The organism is Lysinibacillus sp. RC46 (genome assembly GCF_041262385.1).
Classification (GTDB): domain Bacteria; phylum Bacillota; class Bacilli; order Bacillales_A; family Planococcaceae; genus Lysinibacillus.
On the sequence record NZ_JBGCCF010000016.1, the window covers coordinates 1 to 21,082 of the forward strand.

20 protein-coding genes are annotated in these 21,082 nt (G+C 35.4%); all 20 read left to right on the forward strand.

Annotation, left to right across the window (positions count from 1 at the left end; all coding sequences use genetic code 11):
• Positions 1–208: 208 nt before the first annotated feature.
• The 20 genes from ABH966_RS15020 (at position 209) to ABH966_RS15120 (ending at position 21,082) form a co-directional block, all read left to right on the forward strand.
• Entirely contained in the window at positions 209–490 is a 282-nt protein-coding gene (locus ABH966_RS15020; protein ID WP_370079700.1) for a pentapeptide repeat-containing protein, read from the forward strand.
• A gap of 17 nt (positions 491–507) precedes the next feature.
• The gene (locus ABH966_RS15025; RefSeq protein WP_370079903.1) at positions 508–633 is read left to right on the forward strand and encodes a pentapeptide repeat-containing protein; all 126 of its coding nucleotides are present in this window, start codon (positions 508–510) and stop codon (positions 631–633) included.
• A gap of 679 nt (positions 634–1,312) precedes the next feature.
• On the forward strand, positions 1,313–1,552 hold the full coding sequence (locus tag ABH966_RS15030; protein WP_370079701.1) for a hypothetical protein: 240 nt from the start codon (positions 1,313–1,315) through the stop codon (positions 1,550–1,552).
• A gap of 194 nt (positions 1,553–1,746) precedes the next feature.
• Positions 1,747–2,196, forward strand: a complete 450-nt coding sequence (locus ABH966_RS15035; protein ID WP_370079702.1) for a hypothetical protein — start codon at positions 1,747–1,749, stop codon at positions 2,194–2,196.
• Positions 2,197–2,368: 172 nt separating this feature from the next.
• A complete protein-coding gene (locus ABH966_RS15040) occupies positions 2,369–2,734 on the forward strand; it encodes a hypothetical protein (RefSeq protein WP_370079703.1) in 366 nt (121 codons plus the stop codon).
• 955 nt (positions 2,735–3,689) lie between these two features.
• Positions 3,690–4,211 (forward strand): DUF2247 family protein, encoded by a 522-nt coding sequence (locus tag ABH966_RS15045; protein ID WP_370079905.1) that lies wholly within the window; start codon positions 3,690–3,692, stop codon positions 4,209–4,211.
• A 420-nt stretch (positions 4,212–4,631) separates the two neighbouring features.
• Positions 4,632–5,429 carry a hypothetical protein gene (locus tag ABH966_RS15050; RefSeq protein WP_370079705.1) on the forward strand — a complete coding sequence of 266 codons (798 nt, stop codon included), beginning with the start codon at positions 4,632–4,634 and terminating at the stop codon, positions 5,427–5,429.
• Between the two features lie 507 nt (positions 5,430–5,936).
• Positions 5,937–6,128: a hypothetical protein gene (locus ABH966_RS15055; protein ID WP_370079707.1), complete on the forward strand. Its 192-nt coding sequence runs from the start codon at positions 5,937–5,939 to the stop codon at positions 6,126–6,128.
• Positions 6,129–6,954: 826 nt separating this feature from the next.
• Positions 6,955–7,407 carry a hypothetical protein gene (locus ABH966_RS15065; RefSeq protein ID WP_370079709.1) on the forward strand — a complete coding sequence of 151 codons (453 nt, stop codon included), beginning with the start codon at positions 6,955–6,957 and terminating at the stop codon, positions 7,405–7,407.
• A gap of 287 nt (positions 7,408–7,694) precedes the next feature.
• Positions 7,695–8,093: an EndoU domain-containing protein gene (locus ABH966_RS15070; protein ID WP_370079711.1), complete on the forward strand. Its 399-nt coding sequence runs from the start codon at positions 7,695–7,697 to the stop codon at positions 8,091–8,093.
• Between the two features lie 13 nt (positions 8,094–8,106).
• The gene (locus tag ABH966_RS15075) at positions 8,107–8,517 is read left to right on the forward strand and encodes a hypothetical protein (protein WP_370079713.1); all 411 of its coding nucleotides are present in this window, start codon (positions 8,107–8,109) and stop codon (positions 8,515–8,517) included.
• 534 nt (positions 8,518–9,051) lie between these two features.
• A complete protein-coding gene (locus ABH966_RS15080) occupies positions 9,052–9,213 on the forward strand; it encodes a hypothetical protein (protein ID WP_370079715.1) in 162 nt (53 codons plus the stop codon).
• Positions 9,214–9,224: 11 nt separating this feature from the next.
• Complete coding sequence (gene cdiI / locus ABH966_RS15085; protein WP_370079717.1) at positions 9,225–9,599, forward strand: ribonuclease toxin immunity protein CdiI; 375 nt, start codon at positions 9,225–9,227, stop codon at positions 9,597–9,599.
• 87 nt (positions 9,600–9,686) lie between these two features.
• Entirely contained in the window at positions 9,687–10,130 is a 444-nt protein-coding gene (locus tag ABH966_RS15090) for a hypothetical protein (RefSeq protein ID WP_370079719.1), read from the forward strand.
• A 960-nt stretch (positions 10,131–11,090) separates the two neighbouring features.
• Positions 11,091–11,735 carry a hypothetical protein gene (locus tag ABH966_RS15095; RefSeq protein ID WP_370079720.1) on the forward strand — a complete coding sequence of 215 codons (645 nt, stop codon included), beginning with the start codon at positions 11,091–11,093 and terminating at the stop codon, positions 11,733–11,735.
• Positions 11,732–13,267 (forward strand): phage baseplate assembly protein V, encoded by a 1,536-nt coding sequence (locus tag ABH966_RS15100; protein WP_370079722.1) that lies wholly within the window; start codon positions 11,732–11,734, stop codon positions 13,265–13,267. Before ABH966_RS15095 ends, ABH966_RS15100 begins: the two co-directional genes overlap by 4 nt.
• A 15-nt stretch (positions 13,268–13,282) precedes the next feature.
• Entirely contained in the window at positions 13,283–14,380 is a 1,098-nt protein-coding gene (locus ABH966_RS15105; RefSeq protein ID WP_370079724.1) for a pentapeptide repeat-containing protein, read from the forward strand.
• Positions 14,381–14,419: 39 nt separating this feature from the next.
• Complete coding sequence (locus ABH966_RS15110) at positions 14,420–14,917, forward strand: hypothetical protein (RefSeq protein WP_370079726.1); 498 nt, start codon at positions 14,420–14,422, stop codon at positions 14,915–14,917.
• Positions 14,918–15,238: 321 nt separating this feature from the next.
• Positions 15,239–15,637 carry a DUF4280 domain-containing protein gene (locus ABH966_RS15115; RefSeq protein WP_370079728.1) on the forward strand — a complete coding sequence of 133 codons (399 nt, stop codon included), beginning with the start codon at positions 15,239–15,241 and terminating at the stop codon, positions 15,635–15,637.
• 30 nt (positions 15,638–15,667) lie between these two features.
• Entirely contained in the window at positions 15,668–21,082 is a 5,415-nt protein-coding gene (locus ABH966_RS15120) for a DUF6531 domain-containing protein (RefSeq protein ID WP_370079730.1), read from the forward strand.

Below are 21,082 nucleotides of genomic sequence, written 5' to 3' on the forward strand. Positions count from 1 at the left end.
GTAGTGGACATAAAAAAAGTGCCTCCTTTAATTGATACATCTATCGTACCGGAGGTGCCTGGTTGTTTATATGCGTTATTTGAATACGGGCTTACGTTAAAAAATCAAACAATTGGGTTTTTGTTTATGAGAAAAATCAGCAAATAGAGACAATAGAAAAAGCTGGAGTATCAATAGGACCATTTAGTATCCATAAGGGAGGTTAAGTATGATAACTGATTTCAGAGAAATTATCGTTCAATTAGAGTCGCATCGTCTTTGGATTGAAACTATTGGGGAACAAGGAGAAAAACTGGGTATAGATGAGATTGATTTGCGAAATGTGGATTTGTCCCAGTATCCACTAGACCAAGCGTATATAACAGGTTGTACCTTTGATGGCATGGATTTAAATAACAAGGATATCTCGTTATCTTTACTATATTCATCAACTTTTATATCTACAAATTTAGAAGGAGCGGATTTTGGTAATCTAACGTCTCGTATGTAGACTTCACAAATGCCAATATTAAAGCTGCTAGACTTGCTGATAGTGAATGTATTGAAACAGTGTTTGTTAAAGCAGATTTATCAGACGCTAATTTAGTAGCTGCTTTTTTTGACGAGGCGGATTTTCGTAATGCAGTTTTATAAAATGCTGATATACGATTAGCGACATTTGAAAGTGTATTGCTAAACGGAGCTATATTAACTGGAATTCGTGGAATAGAAGAGGCTTTTATAAAAAGTATCAATATTGGAACCCAAGAAAAACCAATAATTCTTACAGGTGAAGAAGCAAAGAAATGGTTACAAAATAACAGTTTAAACAATGAATAAAATTTTGGTAATACACTCAAAATACTTAAAAAACTGACAGATAAACTTTCAAAGGCTATTCAAACTTGAATTATGAGTTAGGAATAAGCCTTTTTGCATACAAAGAAATCAAAGTAGAGAAAAAGAAACATGGCGAGTACAAGCAGAGGAAACGCTGAGATAATAAGCCGATACTAAAACACATTGTTTAGCACGTCAAAAGATAAGGGGACTAGGCGGATTCGTCACATTTATGGTAAAGAAAGGAGCTGTTTTCTTCTAACTTTATCTGGAAAGTTGAGTAGAAGTACATATATCTTACTGATAGTCGAGGTAAATTAGTGACAGACACCTAGGGTGATAAAATGTTAATAAAAGGAGTGGAAACGTGAAACTAATTGGTAGTAAGACTGAACACGATATAAGAAAGATACTTGTAAAATCTAATAAATCACTTTTCGAGAGTGAAGAGAATAAAAGATTACTTGAAGTGATAACAAGTTAATATCCAGAAATGAAAGTAGTTTATATTATTGATTGGATACCTGAGCAAGGTGAGGATATTTATAAGTTATTAATTAATAATAACATTATCTTGGAGATTGAATTAGATCGATATAATGCAGAAATTGAACCAATTATAGAATCTAAATCTATTACTCAATATTTACAAGGTCTAAGTAAGCAGAATCAAATTAAATTAGGAGTTGCCCTTGATTTAGCGAATAAATGTTTAAATAATATGAATAGTTAGTTAATAATATCGAATCATGCGAGTAGAGGCTCCGTGTCAAGTTGTAATTATTCGCGTACTTGTATAGATATACGACTTACGGTACTGATGGTCAAAGACAAGGGTGAAGTTTCAAAATGGTTACGAGGTTCGACCAGCTGATCTATCTGAAGTACCTAAAATTATTCCATAAAAAGATTAGGGTGTGATATTCATTGTTCAATGATGAAATAAATGGAGAATTTATGGAGTTTAAAGATGCTAATGAAGGAAAATTTACATGGTGGAGCTATGTAAATATGAAATCAGATATAAAAACAGCACTTGGATTTGCGAAATTTTTTTATCCGGATGTTATTGAAGTCGAAGGATGTTTTTTATTAAAAGATAAATTTTTGGAAAAAAATTTCGATATGTGGAAGAAGGAATGTCAAAATAATAAAGTTAATATAGAAAAAATGATGAACTTATATCAAGTTAGAGATTTTTTTCATATTAATGTTGAAGAGGATAGGAACTTAGAGGAGCAAATACAAGCTTTAGGAGAGGTTCTTAAAATATTTTGGTCACTTAGCTTTAAGAACAGATTCCCAAATCGGGGGATAGTAGTAAGTCTATTTGAGGAAGAGGACGGAGAATTATTCATTACTGTATATGAAAGATGAGTAAAATAAAAAAGTATTGATTTGGGGGTTGAATCCGAATGTAGATTGTATCGCCATGAAGTATAGCGTCGTCCAATACTATGAAAAAACAAGATTAAGACTCAGATGACATTTTAGTTAGGATTACTTAAATTGAAAAAAACAAATGATTATATACCTTATATAAAGTGAGGTGATTAATTTGAAAGCTCAGCATATTCAAAGTGAAATAGAAGCTATACATTATTGGGATGCAAGAGTATTACAAATGGACACTAACTTTTTTTGTGACGAGATTACTATTATGTTTGAGGACACAGATTATAATGTAAAATTACTATTCACTGGTTGTTCAAAATTTCTATTTATTACAAGTGTAGAGGATAGATTAAAACCTTTAAAAGAATTAACTAAACCTCAGATTCCTTATTTTATTCAGAATATTAAAATCAGCGAGGTGGAGTTTGAGGATGAAGAAAACATATTAAAGTGTAATATTTCAATGCCACCATTAAATGTGGAAGTTGTATGTACTGATATATTTATTGACAAAGTATAATTAATAACCTTAATTGAGATAAGGTACCGTGATAGACGCCCTATTCTACAGCCAGTTAACGGTATTGAATCGGCGACTGCCTAATAAAATTTGGCTAGAATACCTTTTGCAAGATAGGAACGGATTAAAAATACAATTTGAAAGTAAAAATGACAAAAAAATTGATATTATTTTTGGAAAAGCAGCTTTGACTTGTAGAATGACGGATGAAGGGGATATGTTACAATCTAGCAATTATTGGTCAGAAGAATACGGAGATGACTTTTTTAATGGCCTATATATAAATCAAACAATTCTTCATTTGTAAAATGGTTCAATGAAGAGAGTTGTGAAAAATTTGCTGATAAGAATATAGAGCATTATGTATTTATTACCGAAGATGATATCATTGAAGTAATTTCAGCAATTGCACCGCAAATAATTATTTACTAGAATTTTGCTAGTTGAGTGGCTACCATCCTTTTCTAATAAATGTGGTCGAGTGCCAAATAAACCTCTTGTTATTTATATGATAGGAATAACTCATATAAAGCCTATATAAATTTTTATCAAATTATTTAGTGGGAATAACAACCATTAAACATATACCTTATTTAATGCTCTTTCATACTAGTAAAGGAACCATTTTTCATTAATTACCACTACTTCGATGTTTAAAAAGACAATTTTTGTTTTCTCCCTACCTACTTTACATACGTTAGAACGATTACTATGGCAAGATGACTACTGCACTCCGATTAAATCTTGCCTGTCAATACCTAGCACTTTGCATACAGTTTCTAATGTTGAGAGACACACCCTACTGTATGAATAGACATGGCATTTCCCTGTAAGTCGATGTTTTAAGCGCACCCAACACACAAAATTAAACAATCTAATGTGTTTTAAAATCATATTGCTAGGTGATAAAAAGGACCATAAAGATAAGGTGATTTAAATAAATATTTCTGTAGATATTCTTAAGCAAAACAAAATAAAGTACGATTGGCCTACGCTATATGTAGGACTAGAACTTGATCTAATAAAATATAGTGACATAACGAATTATGCAGTTGAATTTCTGACTAACCATCCAGAAACAAGTAATCAAAATGTTATTCAGCTAGCTTGGGGTGAGGATGATTTTGATTACAAAAGTTTACTAGTAAATATATTAAACGAGTTACATTTCAATGACTTGAACCTAGGTGCTGATGTTTGGCAATTTGAAAAACGAAAATGGAGATTTGGGATGTTGGCTTATTTAAAAATGAAACATCTAGCTGATTTCGAGGAGTTATTAAACAAAGTTACTGAAGTATATGCTGATTTTAATTATCCGGAAGATATGGATAGTTTTATTAATTATCTCCCTCCGAAAGACGGGTATAATCCTTCACAATACTCAAAAGATGAGAATTTAGCTAGATTAATAAACTTATTTAATGACTTTCTAAACAAGGAACACCAATATTTACAAAACGATATTATCTTTTAGGTTATAAGCTTGATTAGAAGCGGGTTGCAAAATATTTGTAACTGCTAGCAGAAGAGGTGTACAGTAAGCATTTTCTTATACTGTTGGCTAATACCAATATCACCTTCGTGGTAAAAATATCTCTATATATTAGTAAAAAAGCCATGAGTGAAAAAATAAATATGCAAGAAACTATAATGGAAGACTTGGAAAAGAAAATAATTGGAAATAGTATTCATTCTTGATTCAGTTTATGTTGCAGGTAATAATTTATAGACCCTAATTTATATGAAGGAAGGAAATGTAGTAATAGTTGATAGCAAAGGCAGTTCAAAAGGAAATACAATTACTAACTATGGAACAAAGGGAGAGCAAGTGGTGCTGAAATCTTTGGTGATAAACCCACAGACGGATAACCAATCACACAAGACGCAATTGTAAATGGAGCTTTTCCAACCCCAAGTGGGGGGACCATGCCACCTGCTACGCAAATATTACCATAAAAATATGAAAATAAATATTAATAATATACAATTTATAAGTAATACTGATGTAAGATGGTACTTATCGAGTCAAATTATATGGATTGGTAAAGAGAAAAATTACGGCGAAATTGAAGAATTAATAAATAAAAGTTATGGAAGTTTTAAATGGCTGTGGTCTGATTCAGATACTATATTATTTAATAAGGAAGATTTGAATTTTATAGGAGCAGTAATAAAGTTAAACGAACCAATAATAGTAAAAAGTGGGAAAATGGATAAAGTCTTATTAGAAGAGAGAGAGGGGAACATCAAAATAAGTGAGGAAAGGAATTTCGAATGTAATTTATCGGATTTTACCGAGTACTATATTGAAGAGGATAATTTACTATCCTATTCTGAAAAATGGGACAGAGCAAACCTCTCCATTGAAATAAAGATAACCTCAGACTTTTCTGTTGTTTTACAGAATAATGAGATGGTGGGAATTTTGATTTATTATGCTAGTAATCATTTAATACCAGATGTAGTTTACCACGTTGATGCAAATGAAAATATTGATTCGAACTTATGTATAAAGCTAGGTAGATTTTTTGAATTAATTGAGAAAATCGATAACGATGATGATTTAACTCAACATGGAGAATTAGAATTAAAAAAAGCCTTTTTAGAAATTTACGAAGAAGTATTGCCCTATAATGAACTAAGTTATGTTGCATTAAAAGACACTATATTAAATGTAGTTGACTATTTGTAGGATTGGAAAAATTACCAATATACTCTATGATATTGGGTGGGCTTTAATCCTTGTATTTGAATTAATAACTCATTAAGGCTAAGCCACCAAAGAGTGATATTTTTATAATAAAGAAATATGAGCGAGAATAGGCGAGATGATATTTTACTTACGTTGGCGTGTCAACGCTGATTTTGGAAAGAATTTCATGAAATACTACTATGCTTGAAGTAGACAACCGTTCTGTATATTAGAAAGCAGTAAATGCAGAATAATGCGTTACTACAACACATTGAAACATCAACTGATTCAACATCGTTATTAGGATGATCTTCTCATTCTAACTACAACGCCACAATGCGAGCTAACCGCCCGTGTTGTGGTTTCTTTTTTTACCTACCCTCAAATAACACAAACATATAAGCGCCGGCTGTTAATCACTATTAAGCCTAAAAATCTGTTAAATACGCTACAAACAGGATAGATATAGTAGGGTTAATCCCGGTTGTAGGAGAAGTAGCGGATGGCGTGAATGGCATTATTTATGCGGCAAGAGGCGACAAGGTCAGTACTACCTTATTCTTTGGAGCAATGATTCCAGTGGTGGGCAATGCAGCGAAGGGTATCAGTGAAGGTGTTCAAAACGCTAATAAAGGACTAGGCAGTATGACGGAAAAGGTCAACAAGCAAGTAGAGAACGTGGTAAAGAAGTTAAGTTAAATAAGCAACTTGATGGATATGTTGATAAATTTGGGGATGTATGGGTTAAGGGTCCTTACCATGGTATCCAAGCAAGAATTTTCAATTTGAATGGGATGTTCAACTTTCTGAAAAAGGAATGAAAGAGTGGAGAAAATATACGAAAAATGGTAAGAAATATATTGACGTTACACCTGATGGAACACTTTCACACTAACTTAAATTAGGAGGTATTATGTTTAAACTTAGCTTGTTTGTAGAATGTCAGAATAACGAAATGGCATTGATAATATTAAATGATTTTATAAAAAAGTCTACAGTTATATTACCTCATTCAATGTGTGTTCAAGTGAACCTTATTGGAAAATTGATGGATGCTTTAAGGTTACATGTGATATCGAAACATCAAATGTTCTTGATATGGGAGAGGCAGAAAAAATACTTGAAAAGATATCAAGTAAATGGTCTTGGGATAAAGGGAGAGTTTCTGCTTGTTCAGATATCAATGATCGAAGTGTAATTTTCTTTAATGAAAGTGTGAAATATTTTACTTGTTGGTTTGAAGACTTCGAATAAATAATCTGGATGATTGACTTTGATTGACTTTGATTGGCTATATGCCATTCAAGGTTTTTTCTTAACTCAAAGAAGTTTGTGGTTAAAAAGTAATCTGATATTTGATTCAAAAACTCATGAAGGCTGGACCATCAAGGAGTACTATGTAAATAGTGGTCTAGGAAGGAAAGTGTGAGAAATAGGCAAGATGACATTTTACGTGCAAGAGGTAGTTTTGTATGGAATAGTGACTAAATAAACCCTGATTAAAATGGAGAGAAGAGGAAGGGACATGAAATTAGTTGAAAAAATAAAAAGTATATTATTATTTGATGATAAATTTGAGAAAGAAAAAAATATTGAGGATATAGGAGATATTTTAGAATGCGGATGTTTTGATAGTGCTGAGTTAATAGAAGGTATTAATTTACTACTATCGCATATTACTTTGGAAAAGGATAATGCATTGAAAGAAAGCATTCTTCATACTATTCATAACGGTATAGTTTATCAAGACATTGCTTCTGAAATTACATTGGATCTGTTATTGCCATATCTATCAACTTTTAATGAAGAACATATAACATATGTTTTGACGTCCCTCGGTTTTTCAGGAAAGCAAAAATATGTTACTATCCTAGAGTCGTATTTAAATCATTCGAGCGAAGAAATAAAAGAAACTGCTAAAGAAGCAATTATTGAAATTGAATATAGAAGTTCTAAGGTGGAAAATAATAATTTATAATGTTTTTCTCGGTAAAGTAGTATGGAAATGGTTACAAAAAAACAGTTTGAATAATGAGTAGAATTTAAGGAATGTACAAGAACATTTAATATACTGACAATCACGCAAAGTAAACTTTAAAAGGCAATTCCAACTTGAATTATGAGCTAGGAATAAGCCTTTTTTTGCATTCAAGGAAATCTTAAACCAAAGCAACCGAAATATTCCTTAGGGTACGGGTAATAATAGTAAGCGAGTCAACGGAACTAAATCAATGTTATCACACCTGAAATGGAGAAAAAATCCTTTTGGGGCAGAGAAAGAACCCTGATAAAAATGAAATTATTGGAGGGCATTCATCAAACATTAATAATAGTCATTCTAATTATGCTACAGAATCTATTAAAATCAACTCTGACGATACAAAAGTTATCAAATATATAACTAAATTTCTAGATGGGAATCTTTTGAAAATAAAAAATAGTACAATATTTCATGATGGTTGGGGTGATATTAAAATCTTAGATAGTATGACTGATATTGGTAATTCTCCTCCAATAAGCATTAGAGGAAGGGATGGAGCAACTTTCCATAGAAGTATTGATGATGGTGTAGAAATTGATGTTATTAAAATAGGTGATACGGTAGTTAGCGGCTATCTAACAGGGCAAATTAATGCACTATTACCAGGTGGTTTTACTAATTAGAGGAGGAAAATGAATGTACGAAAAAGTAGATGGAGTATTATCTGAAAATAGTGCAGATAATTATTTTTATGACGATGAATTTATGTATGTGCAGGAATTGATGAGTGAGTTTACTAATATTGATTGGGAGAATGTAATTCGAAGACTAAAAGATAAAGATGATAATTATAAAATTAGATTAGCCTACTGTATAGATGAAGATAATGGAGTATATGGATTTAAATTATTGCTAGATTTACTTAATGAGAGTGATGAAGTGGCTGAATATGCAATAGATTCTTTACGTTCTTTTGATGGTGAAGAGTATAAAAAAATAATTGCCTCTAATAAGCAAATAAAGGACAAAGTAGAGAAGCTACTGAAAAATGCTAGTTTGCCTATTGAAAGGATTTTAGAAGCATTTTTACAACAAAACAAATTATAAAAAATTCGCAAATATTATTAAACTTAAAAAATGTACAAAAGCACTTGATTCCTAAAATAAAGATAGCTTTATCCTTACAGGATATCCGGAAAATTAAGAAAGTGAGGAATTAAAATGACTGTGAAATAAAATTGTTTTAATAGTAAACTTTGGTCGGCTAACTGGACTACATCCTATAAGATGAATATAGTATACTTTTATTTAAACTTGATGCCTTAATTAAATTTATTGATACTATATTTTATATTACAATATAGGGAAATTGATTTGGGAGGTTCTCTAAAAGTGTTAGAAACCTATTTTTGTGTAGCTATGGTGTAGTAGGAACAAAATAATTTTTGAGTATTTTAACTATAACCTTGATTGGCTAACCACCTTTCGAGGTTTTTGTTATGGTTAAAACAATTCCACTCTAGGATTACAACTGGAGGTTAGATATTGTAAAAGTGCTGAGAGAACGAGAACTAGAGAAATATAGCTGTGATATTAAGAGCAGTGAACAACCATTTTACAGTGTCCATAAGAAAGGCCCTAATGATTAGAGGGATAGAGGCTACCAACAATGCTTTAGCAAAAGAAACAACAGAGGTCTTACCGCGCGTTTGGACTGGAGTTGATTCAAAAGGAGTAACAAGGGTGGGGTATTTTGAAAATGGTAAACTTACATCGTTATTCCCAACAACACCTACACCATAGGAGGAAGATGAATGGATAAACTACTAGGTTCCAATGATTTAATTAGTATAGAACACTCACTAGTGGAAGATTTAATTAATGCTTGTTATGTTGTCGGGTCATTTAAAGACGCTACAAGATGTTTGAGTAATAAGATTGGTTTTGGAATAGATTTTGGAGGATTTACTTTTTGGAGTGACTTAGATGAATATGATAAGACTCTTTATGAAGAAAAATTTAATGGTATCGAAATTGAACTTGGGAATGAGTCAATAATTCTTAGCTATGAACTCCTTTATCATTACTTTAAAATAGCAGAAAAGAAGTATATTGAGAAGAATCCACAGTACGAGCAAGAAATTGAAATGTACTTAGATAATATGAAGAAAAATATGGATGTTAAATGAAGAAAAAAACTTTCGTGTAATGAGTCTTGCAAATTATTAGTTGCTATATGCTAAACAATATTTAATTGAGAAAGGAGTTGTTAAATAGTGAGATTAGTTAATACCTATCTCTCAGAACAAGAATTAAAGAAACAAGAAATTGAAGTAATTTGTAATTTGTTTATGAAACAATATACTGAAGAAATTGAAGTAAATAGCTATAAATATGATGATCGTAAATATTATGAAACTGATTTTGATTTAATTGACATAGAATTTCAAAAGGAAAATATTCACAAAGAAATTGATAAGTTGATTAAAGTTCATGAAAAGGCTATTCAGTCAATTGATCAAAAAGTAGAAATAATTGTTGCTAATGATGATACCGATGCAGAAATTCAATTATTTGAAAATGATTATAACAATGTATCTGGATTTGGATTGTTTATTACTCAGAGAAATATCCAAGAACTTGAACCCTACTATACTTCTGATATTTGTAACGCATATTTGAATTTTGAAAATGTTAGTTTCGGTGTTATCTTCGAATAGCGCTAAAAGAAGGCGGTGTGTTCCCGGAAAGAACAGCCTTTGAATCATAGTAATAATAAATTTAGTTTTGGCAAAAGCCTTTCAAGGATTTTTATAGCTTATGGGAAATAGTATTCAAAAAATAATGGAGAGCAAAATAAAAACTTGATATTAAGGACGTATGAGATTAGTTGCTGTAACGATTTATAAAATACCTTCTTTATTAATCAAAATTTTCTGGCATACGAGAAAAAGTTCGTTACGATAAACAAGGATACGGTTGAAAAGTTTATGGAATCATCGGATTTGAATGGATAACTCATGAACGCAGATCATCAAGAGGTGCTATTTTAATACTAATGTAATAAAAGCGAGAATAGGAGAGATGACATTTTACTTACAAGGGCCACTTATGAATGTCATATGCAACAAACACACGAGATTTAAGCATAAGGATTTATTCATTACACGTGCCAAGCGTTAAAAAAGTCATACTGTTATATGAAAATAATAACTTATAAAACTTACGAATATTAATATGCTTAAAAAATATATAAACTTAAAGCACTTGATTGCCGATAAAAGGCGACAAGTGCTTTTTCGTATTTTCATATAAGATGATGACTATTTAAATAGTGTACTAAGTTCTTATACCCCAATGATTAAAGTTCCGCTTTATATTTTCCTCACACGGTAAATCTAACTACTAAATTTCAAATTTTCCCGATCTTCAGGATTATTTTTTTGTTTATTCCAAATAATAGAACTTATGGATGTTGACTTTTTATCTACGGTTTATTAGCATATTTAATGATGAAAATAACCAATTAATGGTTATATTGCCATAAATGTATTTATTACTGGAATATTGCTGAAAAAAATTAAATTAATAACAAAATGGCCTGAATAATCGTTGTTATTTAAAGGAAAGCGAAAATACAAGGTCAGCGAATAAAGAATCGACATAAAGGAGCGAAAACAATGAAATTTATGGATGAAGAAGTTATCGAGATGACGAAACATGCAAGGCAGAAGAAACGAATGGAGAACATCGAAAGCCAATTATTACATACTGATATTGTGAAAGCGATTAAAGATGGTCAGCTCATGATTGAAGATGAAACGATTGAGTTTAAAGAAATAAGTTTTTATGAGGATCAAATCCGGATGTGCATGCCTGCAACATTTGACGTGATGGAGACTGAATTAATGGATATTAAATATCCTTCCAGTCGTAGGCCCGATTATATTTATACAAGCGAAAGTACGTCCATCAATGTCACGCTGAAAATCATGGAACAACAGGTAAAAGAAGAGGAATTAGAAGACTTCACAGAGGCCATGAGGAACATCCTTCAAAAAACGCAGCCAACTACGAAAATGTTGGATAGCGGCATGAATGAAGTTAACGGTTTACAAATTGGTTACTTTGATTTTATTTCGCCAGCACTAGATAACAAGATTTATAATTTAATGTTTTTATTTATTGTAGGCGAAAATGTGACGATGGGCTCGGTTAATTGTTTGAAAAAAGAGATGAATATTTGGAAACCCATTGCTTACGGCATGATGGAATCTATCTTGGTTGAAAACAAATTATTAGATGGAGAAGGTGTTGTCGAATGAATAAGGAAACAGCCTTAACGTATAAAGATATCATCGTGATGCCCTATAATATTCGCGTCAATCAAATCGAAATTACGCAACAAATGAATGAGCATGCTACATTGCATTTAACGGGCGTGATTCCAGATGAACTCGAAGATTCCTATGTATATATGACCGATGCAGAAACGGCTATTGAAGTATTGCAAATCGGTAGTGGTGGACAAACTATTCCTATTTTTAATGGGCTGGCGTTAGATGTACAAGTGAAATCGGTTTTGGGTACCTATTATTTGGAGGTTAAAGCCGTTTCACATACGTATGTGTTAGATGTGAAGAAGATAAACCAAACCTATCAAAATGCGAGTATGCCCTATAGTGAATTAATAAATGCATGTATTGCCGATCAAAAAGGTGCAGATTTCATGGATTATGCCTCAAAGGGCGCTACTATTGGCCGTTTCACGATGCAATATATAGAGACAGATTGGGAGTTTCTTAAACGTATGGCATCAAGATTCCATACAGGTCTGGTGCCAGATACGGTTCACCCAGCCGCCAAGTTTTACTTCGGTGTACCGTTTCAAGCTGGGGGCACGCAGAAAATGGAGGCAATCAATTATCGAGTTAAAAAGGCGATTGGCAATTTCCTTGTGTCCAGTAAAAATCATCTTGACGGTATTACTGATAGTGACTATATGTACTATGAAGTAGAATCGTTTCAACCATTCAAAATAGGCAATGAAGTTACTTTCCAATCAAAAAAATTATATGTCTATAAAATCTTCTCAACTTTAAAAGATGGCTTGTTCAAGCATATCTACACGTTAACACCTCAGAACGGCTTCAGTGTCCATACTACTTATAATCAAGCTATTATTGGTGCCTCCATTCAAGGGAAAGTAATTGATGTAGCGGGGGATAAAATTCGTATTCATGTCGATTTCGACGAAGGTCAAGATAAAGATACAGCGTATTGGTTTCCGTATTCAACGATCTATGCATCAGAAGATAATACAGGCTGGTACTTCATGCCAGAGCTCTCTGATAACGTTAGAATCTATTTCCCAGGCAATCGTGAGGATGAAGGGATTGCGATTAGTTCCGTATCAAAAGCACCACCACAATCTGGTTCGATGTTAGCAGCGACAAATCCGCCTAGTCCAGGAGGCGGTGGAAGTGCTAGTGGCGGTGGCGGAGGTGGCGGCGGTGGGTCAAGACCTGCACCACCAGAGGATAGTCGCCAAGACCCAGCACGGATGGCTGATCCAGATGTCAAAACGCTCAGAACGAAGCACGGTAAACAAATTCTACTTGCACCGGATCGGATTGTCATATCTGGTGGAGGGTTAATGATTTCGCTTATGGATGATAATGGGATCTCCATCATAAGTGATAAAAATATTACCTTACAAGCAACAGATAAAGTCGCCATCAATGCGAAGCAAATTATGATTAATGCGACCGAGAAAATTGAGATGACTTGTAAAGACAGTTCAATCAAGATGGAAGACAAAATGGAGATCAAAGGAACAGAAGTACGAGCAAATTAGTGAGGATGTGGACGCATGAAACGAGAAGAAGCATTACAGCATTTTATGGATGAATGCGTGTCAGTTCATATTAGCCGATTACAAGAGAAGGTTGATCGACAGTTTCGCCAAGAGAAGGAAATCTTACTAAAACCAATCATTCACTCACTTGAACAGCTGTTTGCAAATATTAGAGATCAGCAAGAACAGGGAAGGTTAGCGCCAGTTGCCTTTATTCATCTATCATTGCTGCGAACATCATTACTAGATAACAAGTGTACGTATTTGCTAGAAGCGTATGGAGAAAAGTGGTACTACGACTGGGGAGAATGCACGGCACAGTATGAAGCGGATTGGCTTAGTGAGGCGATTATAGATTTACACGAAACGCTTGAAAAAGAAAGAAAGCCATATCTCGCTATCCAAGCAGCTGATGTTCGAGGAATCATTCAACAGACTGTGATTCTGTTTCATCAGTATATCATTCAATTGGTACGCTATCTCTTCCGCTATCAACAAGAAACCGTACCCGAAATAGATTTCCAACGAGCAGCGTGTTTGCGATTTCGTGTCGGTGAATATAAAGGATTTAGTGAAGATGTTGCGATGTTCGACGAACGGGAACGGGTGGAACAAAATCTTCTCTCGTGGCTAGGGAAAAACGAGATGGATAAGTCATATACGTTTGAAAATTTCTCAAGCCTACAGTTACAGCAAAAACTTTTCGACCAAATGGACTTTTCTTATGCGAATTTCAATGGCAGTGACTTAGAGGGGGCTTCATTGAAGCAAAGCGTTTGCGTCGGGACTAGTTTTGTAGATTGTAGCTTAGGGAATGTTGATTTTTCCTATGCAGCCATTCAAGATGCTGATTTTCGAAATGCCAATTTAGCAGGCGCTAATTTTACGCATGCACAAGGAAAAACGCTAATGCTTCCTGATGATGAAGTTGCGTGTTACCTTGGCACTGACTTCAGTCATGCAAATTTGGAAAATGCAAAATTTGAGTTTGCGCAGATCGCAGGCGCTAATTTTACAGGTGCTAATTTAAAAGGAGCAACCTTTTTTAAACGCGATCAAGAGAAATATCTATTTAGCCCAGACCAGATAAAAGACATTCATTGGATTCATTAACGTTGAAATCAATAGAAATGATAGTTACAGGAGGAAAAGATGGAGTATTTTATTGTTCGGCAAGATCAAAGCATTACAAATCCAATTATTCCTTTCAAAACAGACCTCGATGATAACTTCGTCTGTTCATCTGTATTCGGGGAAGTAATAGAAAAAGAGAATGCGGTATATCTGGATTATTTAGAGAAGCCTCGAAGAATCGTATCGGATGATTTGAAAGGGTTATTAGTGAAATACGAGGACAACTTAGAATTTATAGCCATTGTCTTTACGGATGTGAAGAAAGGAACACAACGCGTGCATTGGCTTATGGACATTGTAAATAAGAACTGTATTTCCGATGAGACGGCTTATTATCCAGACGGACAAATAAAGGAGCTCGTAATTGACCCTAAGAAAGTGGAACTGGATTGTATTTTTCAAGTCGACGGCAAAAAGGAATCATTCACCATCGTCAATTTAGATGTGGCAGAAAGTATGCTACGACGACCATATCTCGGGATTCAGTTGCAGAAAGTAAAACTAGCAAGTCGATAGATCATTCTAATAAATCATGGTTCATCACCAAAAGTTGTGGATGACATTGTATAAAAGTTGATTGGAGTGGAGACTGGGCGACTCCTTGGGGATTAGCGATAGGGGAACGAAGGCTAAAACCATCACATCCTGTGATAACGCCTTCGTGACCAACATCGTGTTGGCCCGAGACCCTGCAGCGAAGCGGATGTTTTCTGTGCGAAAGCGAAGCGTCAGCAACAAATGTTTTCTGTAGCGACAGCTACAAAGCGCCCAGTTGGAACGGAAATCAACCGCACGTTATGGTGATGATCCAAAATTATACGAAAGGAAGGATATCCAATGGCTCAAGTTGTAGAAAGTTTGGAAACAGAAGGTTCGGAACAAGAGCAATTTAGTTATGTTGTACATGGAGCAATCATTTCATGTGAACATGGTAGCCACCTCAATTATTTAAATTTGCCGCAAGATCATGGCGTTTATATTAAAGAGAAAGCCGTCATGAATGTAGGGGATCGAAACCCTGATAACATCCCAACCTTTGGTGTTTGCCTAAAGTTAGAAAAACCGTGTACACCAACATGCTCTATTGATTGGATGGAAGGAATGGAAAATGTCAATATCGAGGGGAAGCAAGCGTTATTAAGCCGCTGCCATACCCAATGCTCAGCAGGTGGAGGCAAAATCGAAATTATTCATGACGGTCAAGAGGAAGTAGAGATACCGAAACAAGGTTTTTAAAAGACAAGGTTGATTGAAAGGAGGTAAGTAATGAAATCGCTAGAAGAAAAGGAAGTACACATGGTTAGTACGTATGAGGATCTTGTGCTCGAGTGGCCTTATCCACTTATTCATTTAGATAAACTAACTATCAAACATAAGGCCAATGACCATGCGAGGTTGTACTTTACGGGAATGATTGCTGAAGAGCAAGCGCAAAAGTATATTCAGCGGGTCAATCAAACAGATGAAGTTGTTGTGAAATTTGGGCGAGACAGTGCCATTTTGTTCTCAGGAAGAATTGATAATGCGGAGTTGCAGGCATCACAAGGGGTTCACTATGTCTCTGTTGAGGCTGTATCATATACAGCAAATATGGATATTGCGAAGCGCTCACGTTCTTTTCAAGATGCCAATATGACGTATGTGCAGTTAATGAATAACATCGTGAAAGCCTATCCTAATGGGGATTACATCGACCAAGCTTCTAACGGTCAAGCCATTGGTAGTATTGCGATTCAATACTTAGAAACAGATTGGGAATTTATTAAAAGAATGGCCTCCCATTTGCAAGCAGTTGTTTTTCCTGATTTAAAAGGAAAAGGTGCTCGATTCTGGCTTGGTACACCTCAAAGTAGGAAAAGCATAACGATCGACCATCTGCCTTCTATAGTACGAATGGACGTCGATGCGTATCGCTTGATTACTGAAAACGATGGTACTGATGTGAGTGAAGCCGATTATACATTTTGCGAGTTTGAAAGCACGGAACCCCATGAGTTGGGCACGTTGGTGCAATTCAAGGGAAGTTCCTATATCGTAACGGCTAGGGAAACCCATCTTGAAGAGGGTGTGTTGAAGTTTCAATATACTGCCCAACCAGAGAAAAGTATTCGTCAGCGATTGGTACGTAATTTAGATCTCATTGGTGCAGCGTTTACAGGAAAGATTATTGATGTTACGCAAAACACAGTCAAAATTCATTTAGATATAGATAAAAGCCAGGATAATGAAAAAGCACATTGGTTTGCTTATTCAGCAGATGCCAATGGTGTTATGTATTTAATGCCTCAAATAGGTGCACGTGCTCAATTACATTTTCCAAGTGCAGTTGAAGAAGAGGCTATTGTTATCAGCTCAGTGCGTGTTAATCCAGCCACACCAGAGGGTGGACAAAAGCAGGCGAAGAAAATGGCGGACACTACCGTTAAATCATTGGCGACCAATGTTGGGAAAGATGTGACATTAGGTGTTGGTGATATTACCTTTAGTGCAGTAGATGGTGTCTTGGACTTAAAGATGGATGATGGAGATGGCGTAACATTTCAAAGTAACAGTACCATCATGCTAGCAGCGGATGAAATACTCGAAATTAGTGGAATGAAAGAGCTAGCCGTAGAGGCGGAAGAATGGATTGCTATATCCGCGAAGGAACAAAGTCATGTGATTATGGCCGCTGACACACAATTAATTAGTACGCTCATTGAACAAGAAGGTATAGAGAAGCAAAGCCAACCACCGAAGTTAAATGAAGAAGCGATTGAAGCTACGACGAAAGTTGACCTAATTTTCCCACAAAAGGCAGAAGAGAAGAAAGAGAAGAAAGGCTGGTTCAGTAAATTAGTAGATGGCGTAAGTGCAGCATTGGATGTTGCTGGATTTATCCCTGTCATCGGTACATTTGCAGATATTGCGAATGCAGGAATTAGCTTGGCAAGAGGGAATTACATGGATGCAGCCATGAACTTAGCGGGGGCAATCCCAGTAATTGGTGATGCCGCAAAAGTAGCCTATAAAGCCAATAAAGCGAGAAAAATTGTAAAAACTGCGGATAAGATTATGGATGGATCAAAAGCATTACTAAAAGGGATGAAGGCAGCTTATCCGAAAATATCTAAAACGTTAGATGCAGTAAAGGGACTAGCGGAACTAGCTAACAAAGCATCTAAGGCTGTGAAGACGGCCGCAGATAAAGTCATTTCTTCGATGGATGAATTGCTCGCTGTGTCGAAGGCAGTAGACGGAATGAAAGCTATGGCCAAAGCTGGGCTAACGAAATTTAATCATGGAGTATTAAAGAAATTTAATTGTACACAAGGGTTAAGTAAAAAATTCTGTAAAAGAGGTTTTGAGCCCGTTGATTTAATCACAGGGCGTATGATTTATGAAGGCGTCGACTTTGAACTACCTGGACCTATCCCCCTTTCATGGGAACGCGCTTGGTACAGTGATAGTAGCCGGATTGGCTTGTCAGGTCATGGTATGCACTTTACATACGATCTAGCCTTAGAGATTTTTGAAGAAGATGACCTGATTGGGATTGTTGTGACGGATGGTCGCGCAGTTGGGTTTCCAATTTTACCAATAAACTTGCCTTATTTTAACAAACGAGAAAGAATGACCTTAACAAATACAGGCGAGGAGTATCATTTGTTTGAGCATGATACACGATTGATTTATGTATTTGAACAAACAACAGAAACAAAATACCGATTAAAAGAAGTAAGAAATGAGCAAGACCATCATATTCAATTTGCGTATAATCTTAAAGGTTTCTTATCCCAAGTAACCGACAGTGTTGGAAGAGTGCTCGATGTTACGACCAATGAGTTAGGCAGAATGACAGAAGTTGCCTTACGTAACCAGATGAGTCGTGAAGTCTTAGTTCGTTATGTTTACAATGATGGACAAGATTTAATCGAAATACAAGATGCGTTAGGGCAAAGTACACATATCAAATATGTTAATCACTTAATGATGCAAAAAACGGATCGCAATAAAAATAGCTTCTTCTGGCGCTATGATGGGCCAACTACAGGTGCACGAGTCATCAAAACATGGGGAGATGGCAATGTCCTTGCAGGGGAGCTTTCCTATCACGAAGGCTATAATGAAATTACGAATAGCTTGGGCGATAAAAGTTATTATTATTTCAACGAAGATAACCTCTGTACGAAAATTGTTCATCCAGATGGTAGCGAAGTAAGCTACGAATATAATGAAGACTTTGAATTACTCCAAGAAGTAGATGAAGATGATCGTGTCACGGCATATAGCTATGATGAGTGGGAAAATCCAGTGACGATTACTCTTGCAGATGGCAGTACCTTATCGGCTCAATATGATGAAAAAGATAGACTGATTCAAGCAGTTAACGCAGAGGGTGGCAGTCGTCAGTGGATTTATAATAAGGATGGTACATTGCAGGCAAATATTTTAGAAGATGGCACAAAGACTGAATTTTCCTATAATGAGAAATCTTTGATCGAAACGGTGACAAATGCGCAAGGCCATATGGTAAGCTTAGCTTATGATGCTGATTTGAACCTGAATCAAGTGACATTGCCAGACGGGACGAGTTCGACCTGGACATATGACCATCGTGGTAACTGCACAACAACGACCAATCCGCTAGGAGCCACAGAGAAATTCCGTTATGATAACTTGAATCGCCTTGTACGGGCAAATCTATCAGATGGTAACGACGTTCAATTAAAGTACAATGCCTATGACGATGTTGTTTTTGCGAAAGATAACCATACGCAAGTAGCCTTTGATTACACCATTCTCGGCAGCTTGGTGTCTCGAGAACAAGTTGGAAAGAAAGTTAAATTCACCTATGACACAGAAGAACAGTTAACCGCTGTCATCAATGAAAAAGGCGAAGCGTATCAGTTTGAACGTGATACGAAAGGCAATATCATCAAAGAAATCGGCTTTGATGAGATGGAAAGAACGTATGAGCGAAGTCTGGCAGGATTAGTTCAGAGAATTCAACGTCCAGGTAATCGTTGGACAGCGTACCAGCATGATGGTCTAGGGAATATTATTCGAGCTGATTATTATGATGACACATGGGAAACGTTTGGCTATGACAAAAATGGTTCGTTAATTGAAACTGAGAATGAGGATGTGGCCGTAAAGTTAGAGCTAGACCCAACTGGACAAGTGATCAAGGAGTGGCAAAATGACCATTGGATTGCGAGTAACTACGATGAATTAGGCAATCGTTCACAAATTACGAGTAGCTTAGGTGCAAAAATCGAGGTCGCTCGTAATGAAATGGGGAATGTGTCACAAATCACGGCTTCTCGCTCAGAGCAAGAAAATTGGACAGCGTCAATGCAGTACAATGAACTTGGACAGGAGATTGAAAGAATCTTACCAGGGGATGTCATTAGCAAATGGCAGTATGACGTAACAGGTAAACCGACACACCATCGAATAAATAGTCAAAACCGCGACACACGAAGACGCGTATATAATTGGGACGTCAATCATCGATTACGAAGCACGGTAAACGAGTTAACAGGTGTTAAGGTTTCCTATGGTTACGATGAATTCAGTAACCTCGTTTGGTCCAATCAAGGCGGTCAATTTGACTTCTTACACCGCAATGTCGACGATGTCGGGAATTTGTATGAAACGAAAGAAAAGACAGATCGTGTTTATGGTGTTGGAAGTAGATTGCTTGAAACGAGCGAGGCAACATTCACTTACGATGTGGAAGGAAATCTGGTTCAGAAAGTCGAAAAGAATGGTGATACGTGGAAGTACGATTACTATGGCAATGGCATGATGTCGAAGGTCATCAAACCAGACAAGACAGAAGTTACTTTCAAGTATGACGCGCTAGGTAGACGAATAGAGAAGTGTTCAAACGAAAAGATAATGAAATTCGTATGGGATGGGAATACTATCCTACATGAGTATTTCTCAGAAAATGATTCAGCTGAACTAGAAAATGATAATCTAGTCACATGGGTATTTAACGATGGGTTTGTACCTTCAGCTAAAATCACAAGTGAAGGTAATTACAGTATTATTAGTGACTATTTAGGAACGCCTGTTGAAGCCTATGATGAAGAAGGTAATAAGGTTTGGTCAGCAGTGCTTGATATTTATGGACGAGTGCAAGAATTCACAGGTGAGAAAGATTTTATTCCATTCCGTTATCAAGGGCAGTATGAAGATGAAGAAATAGGATTGTATTATAACCGATTCCGTTACTATGACCCAGAGCAAGGGAATTATACTCAAATAGACCCGATTGGGCTTGTTGGAGATAACCCAACATTATATGGATATGTAAGTGATACGCATACAAAGATAGATCCATTTGGATTGGATTCAGCACCTACTTTACCAAATAGAATTATTGCTTCGCTTAAAAATACAAGTATTGTCCATTATTATAACGATTTAGCTAGGGAACATGCAGATCCTATTCATTTCCACATAGAAGAAAATGGAAGGTCGATTGGAAAAATAAAAGCAGATGGAACTGTATTAGATGGAAAGTTAAATAAAAATGCAACTGAATTAATAAAAGATAAATCTGTAATTAGTAAAATGCGTAAATCAGAAAAAAGAATAGCTAATTATATAAGAAAAGTTGGAGGTGCTATGGTAGGCGGACGTCCATTTAAATCAGGAGCACGGGGTTCAAAAGGGAGATGCTTATAA

What these genes read in the sequence shown, in the direction of transcription:
- ABH966_RS15020 (WP_370079700.1), top strand. Translation starts at nt 209, where the DNA reads ATGATAACTGATTTCAGAGAAATTATCGTTCAATTAGAGTCGCATCGT.
- ABH966_RS15030 (WP_370079701.1), top strand. Translation starts at nt 1,313, where the DNA reads ATGAAAGTAGTTTATATTATTGATTGGATACCTGAGCAAGGTGAGGAT.
- ABH966_RS15050 (WP_370079705.1), top strand. Translation starts at nt 4,632, where the DNA reads ATGGAGCTTTTCCAACCCCAAGTGGGGGGACCATGCCACCTGCTACGC.
- ABH966_RS15065 (WP_370079709.1), top strand. Translation starts at nt 6,955, where the DNA reads ATGAAATTAGTTGAAAAAATAAAAAGTATATTATTATTTGATGATAAA.
- ABH966_RS15075 (WP_370079713.1), top strand. Translation starts at nt 8,107, where the DNA reads ATGTACGAAAAAGTAGATGGAGTATTATCTGAAAATAGTGCAGATAAT.
- ABH966_RS15080 (WP_370079715.1), top strand. Translation starts at nt 9,052, where the DNA reads ATGATTAGAGGGATAGAGGCTACCAACAATGCTTTAGCAAAAGAAACA.
- cdiI (WP_370079717.1), top strand. Translation starts at nt 9,225, where the DNA reads ATGGATAAACTACTAGGTTCCAATGATTTAATTAGTATAGAACACTCA.
- ABH966_RS15095 (WP_370079720.1), top strand. Translation starts at nt 11,091, where the DNA reads ATGAAATTTATGGATGAAGAAGTTATCGAGATGACGAAACATGCAAGG.
- ABH966_RS15100 (WP_370079722.1), top strand. Translation starts at nt 11,732, where the DNA reads ATGAATAAGGAAACAGCCTTAACGTATAAAGATATCATCGTGATGCCC.
- ABH966_RS15105 (WP_370079724.1), top strand. Translation starts at nt 13,283, where the DNA reads ATGAAACGAGAAGAAGCATTACAGCATTTTATGGATGAATGCGTGTCA.
- ABH966_RS15110 (WP_370079726.1), top strand. Translation starts at nt 14,420, where the DNA reads ATGGAGTATTTTATTGTTCGGCAAGATCAAAGCATTACAAATCCAATT.
- ABH966_RS15115 (WP_370079728.1), top strand. Translation starts at nt 15,239, where the DNA reads ATGGCTCAAGTTGTAGAAAGTTTGGAAACAGAAGGTTCGGAACAAGAG.
- ABH966_RS15120 (WP_370079730.1), top strand. Translation starts at nt 15,668, where the DNA reads ATGAAATCGCTAGAAGAAAAGGAAGTACACATGGTTAGTACGTATGAG.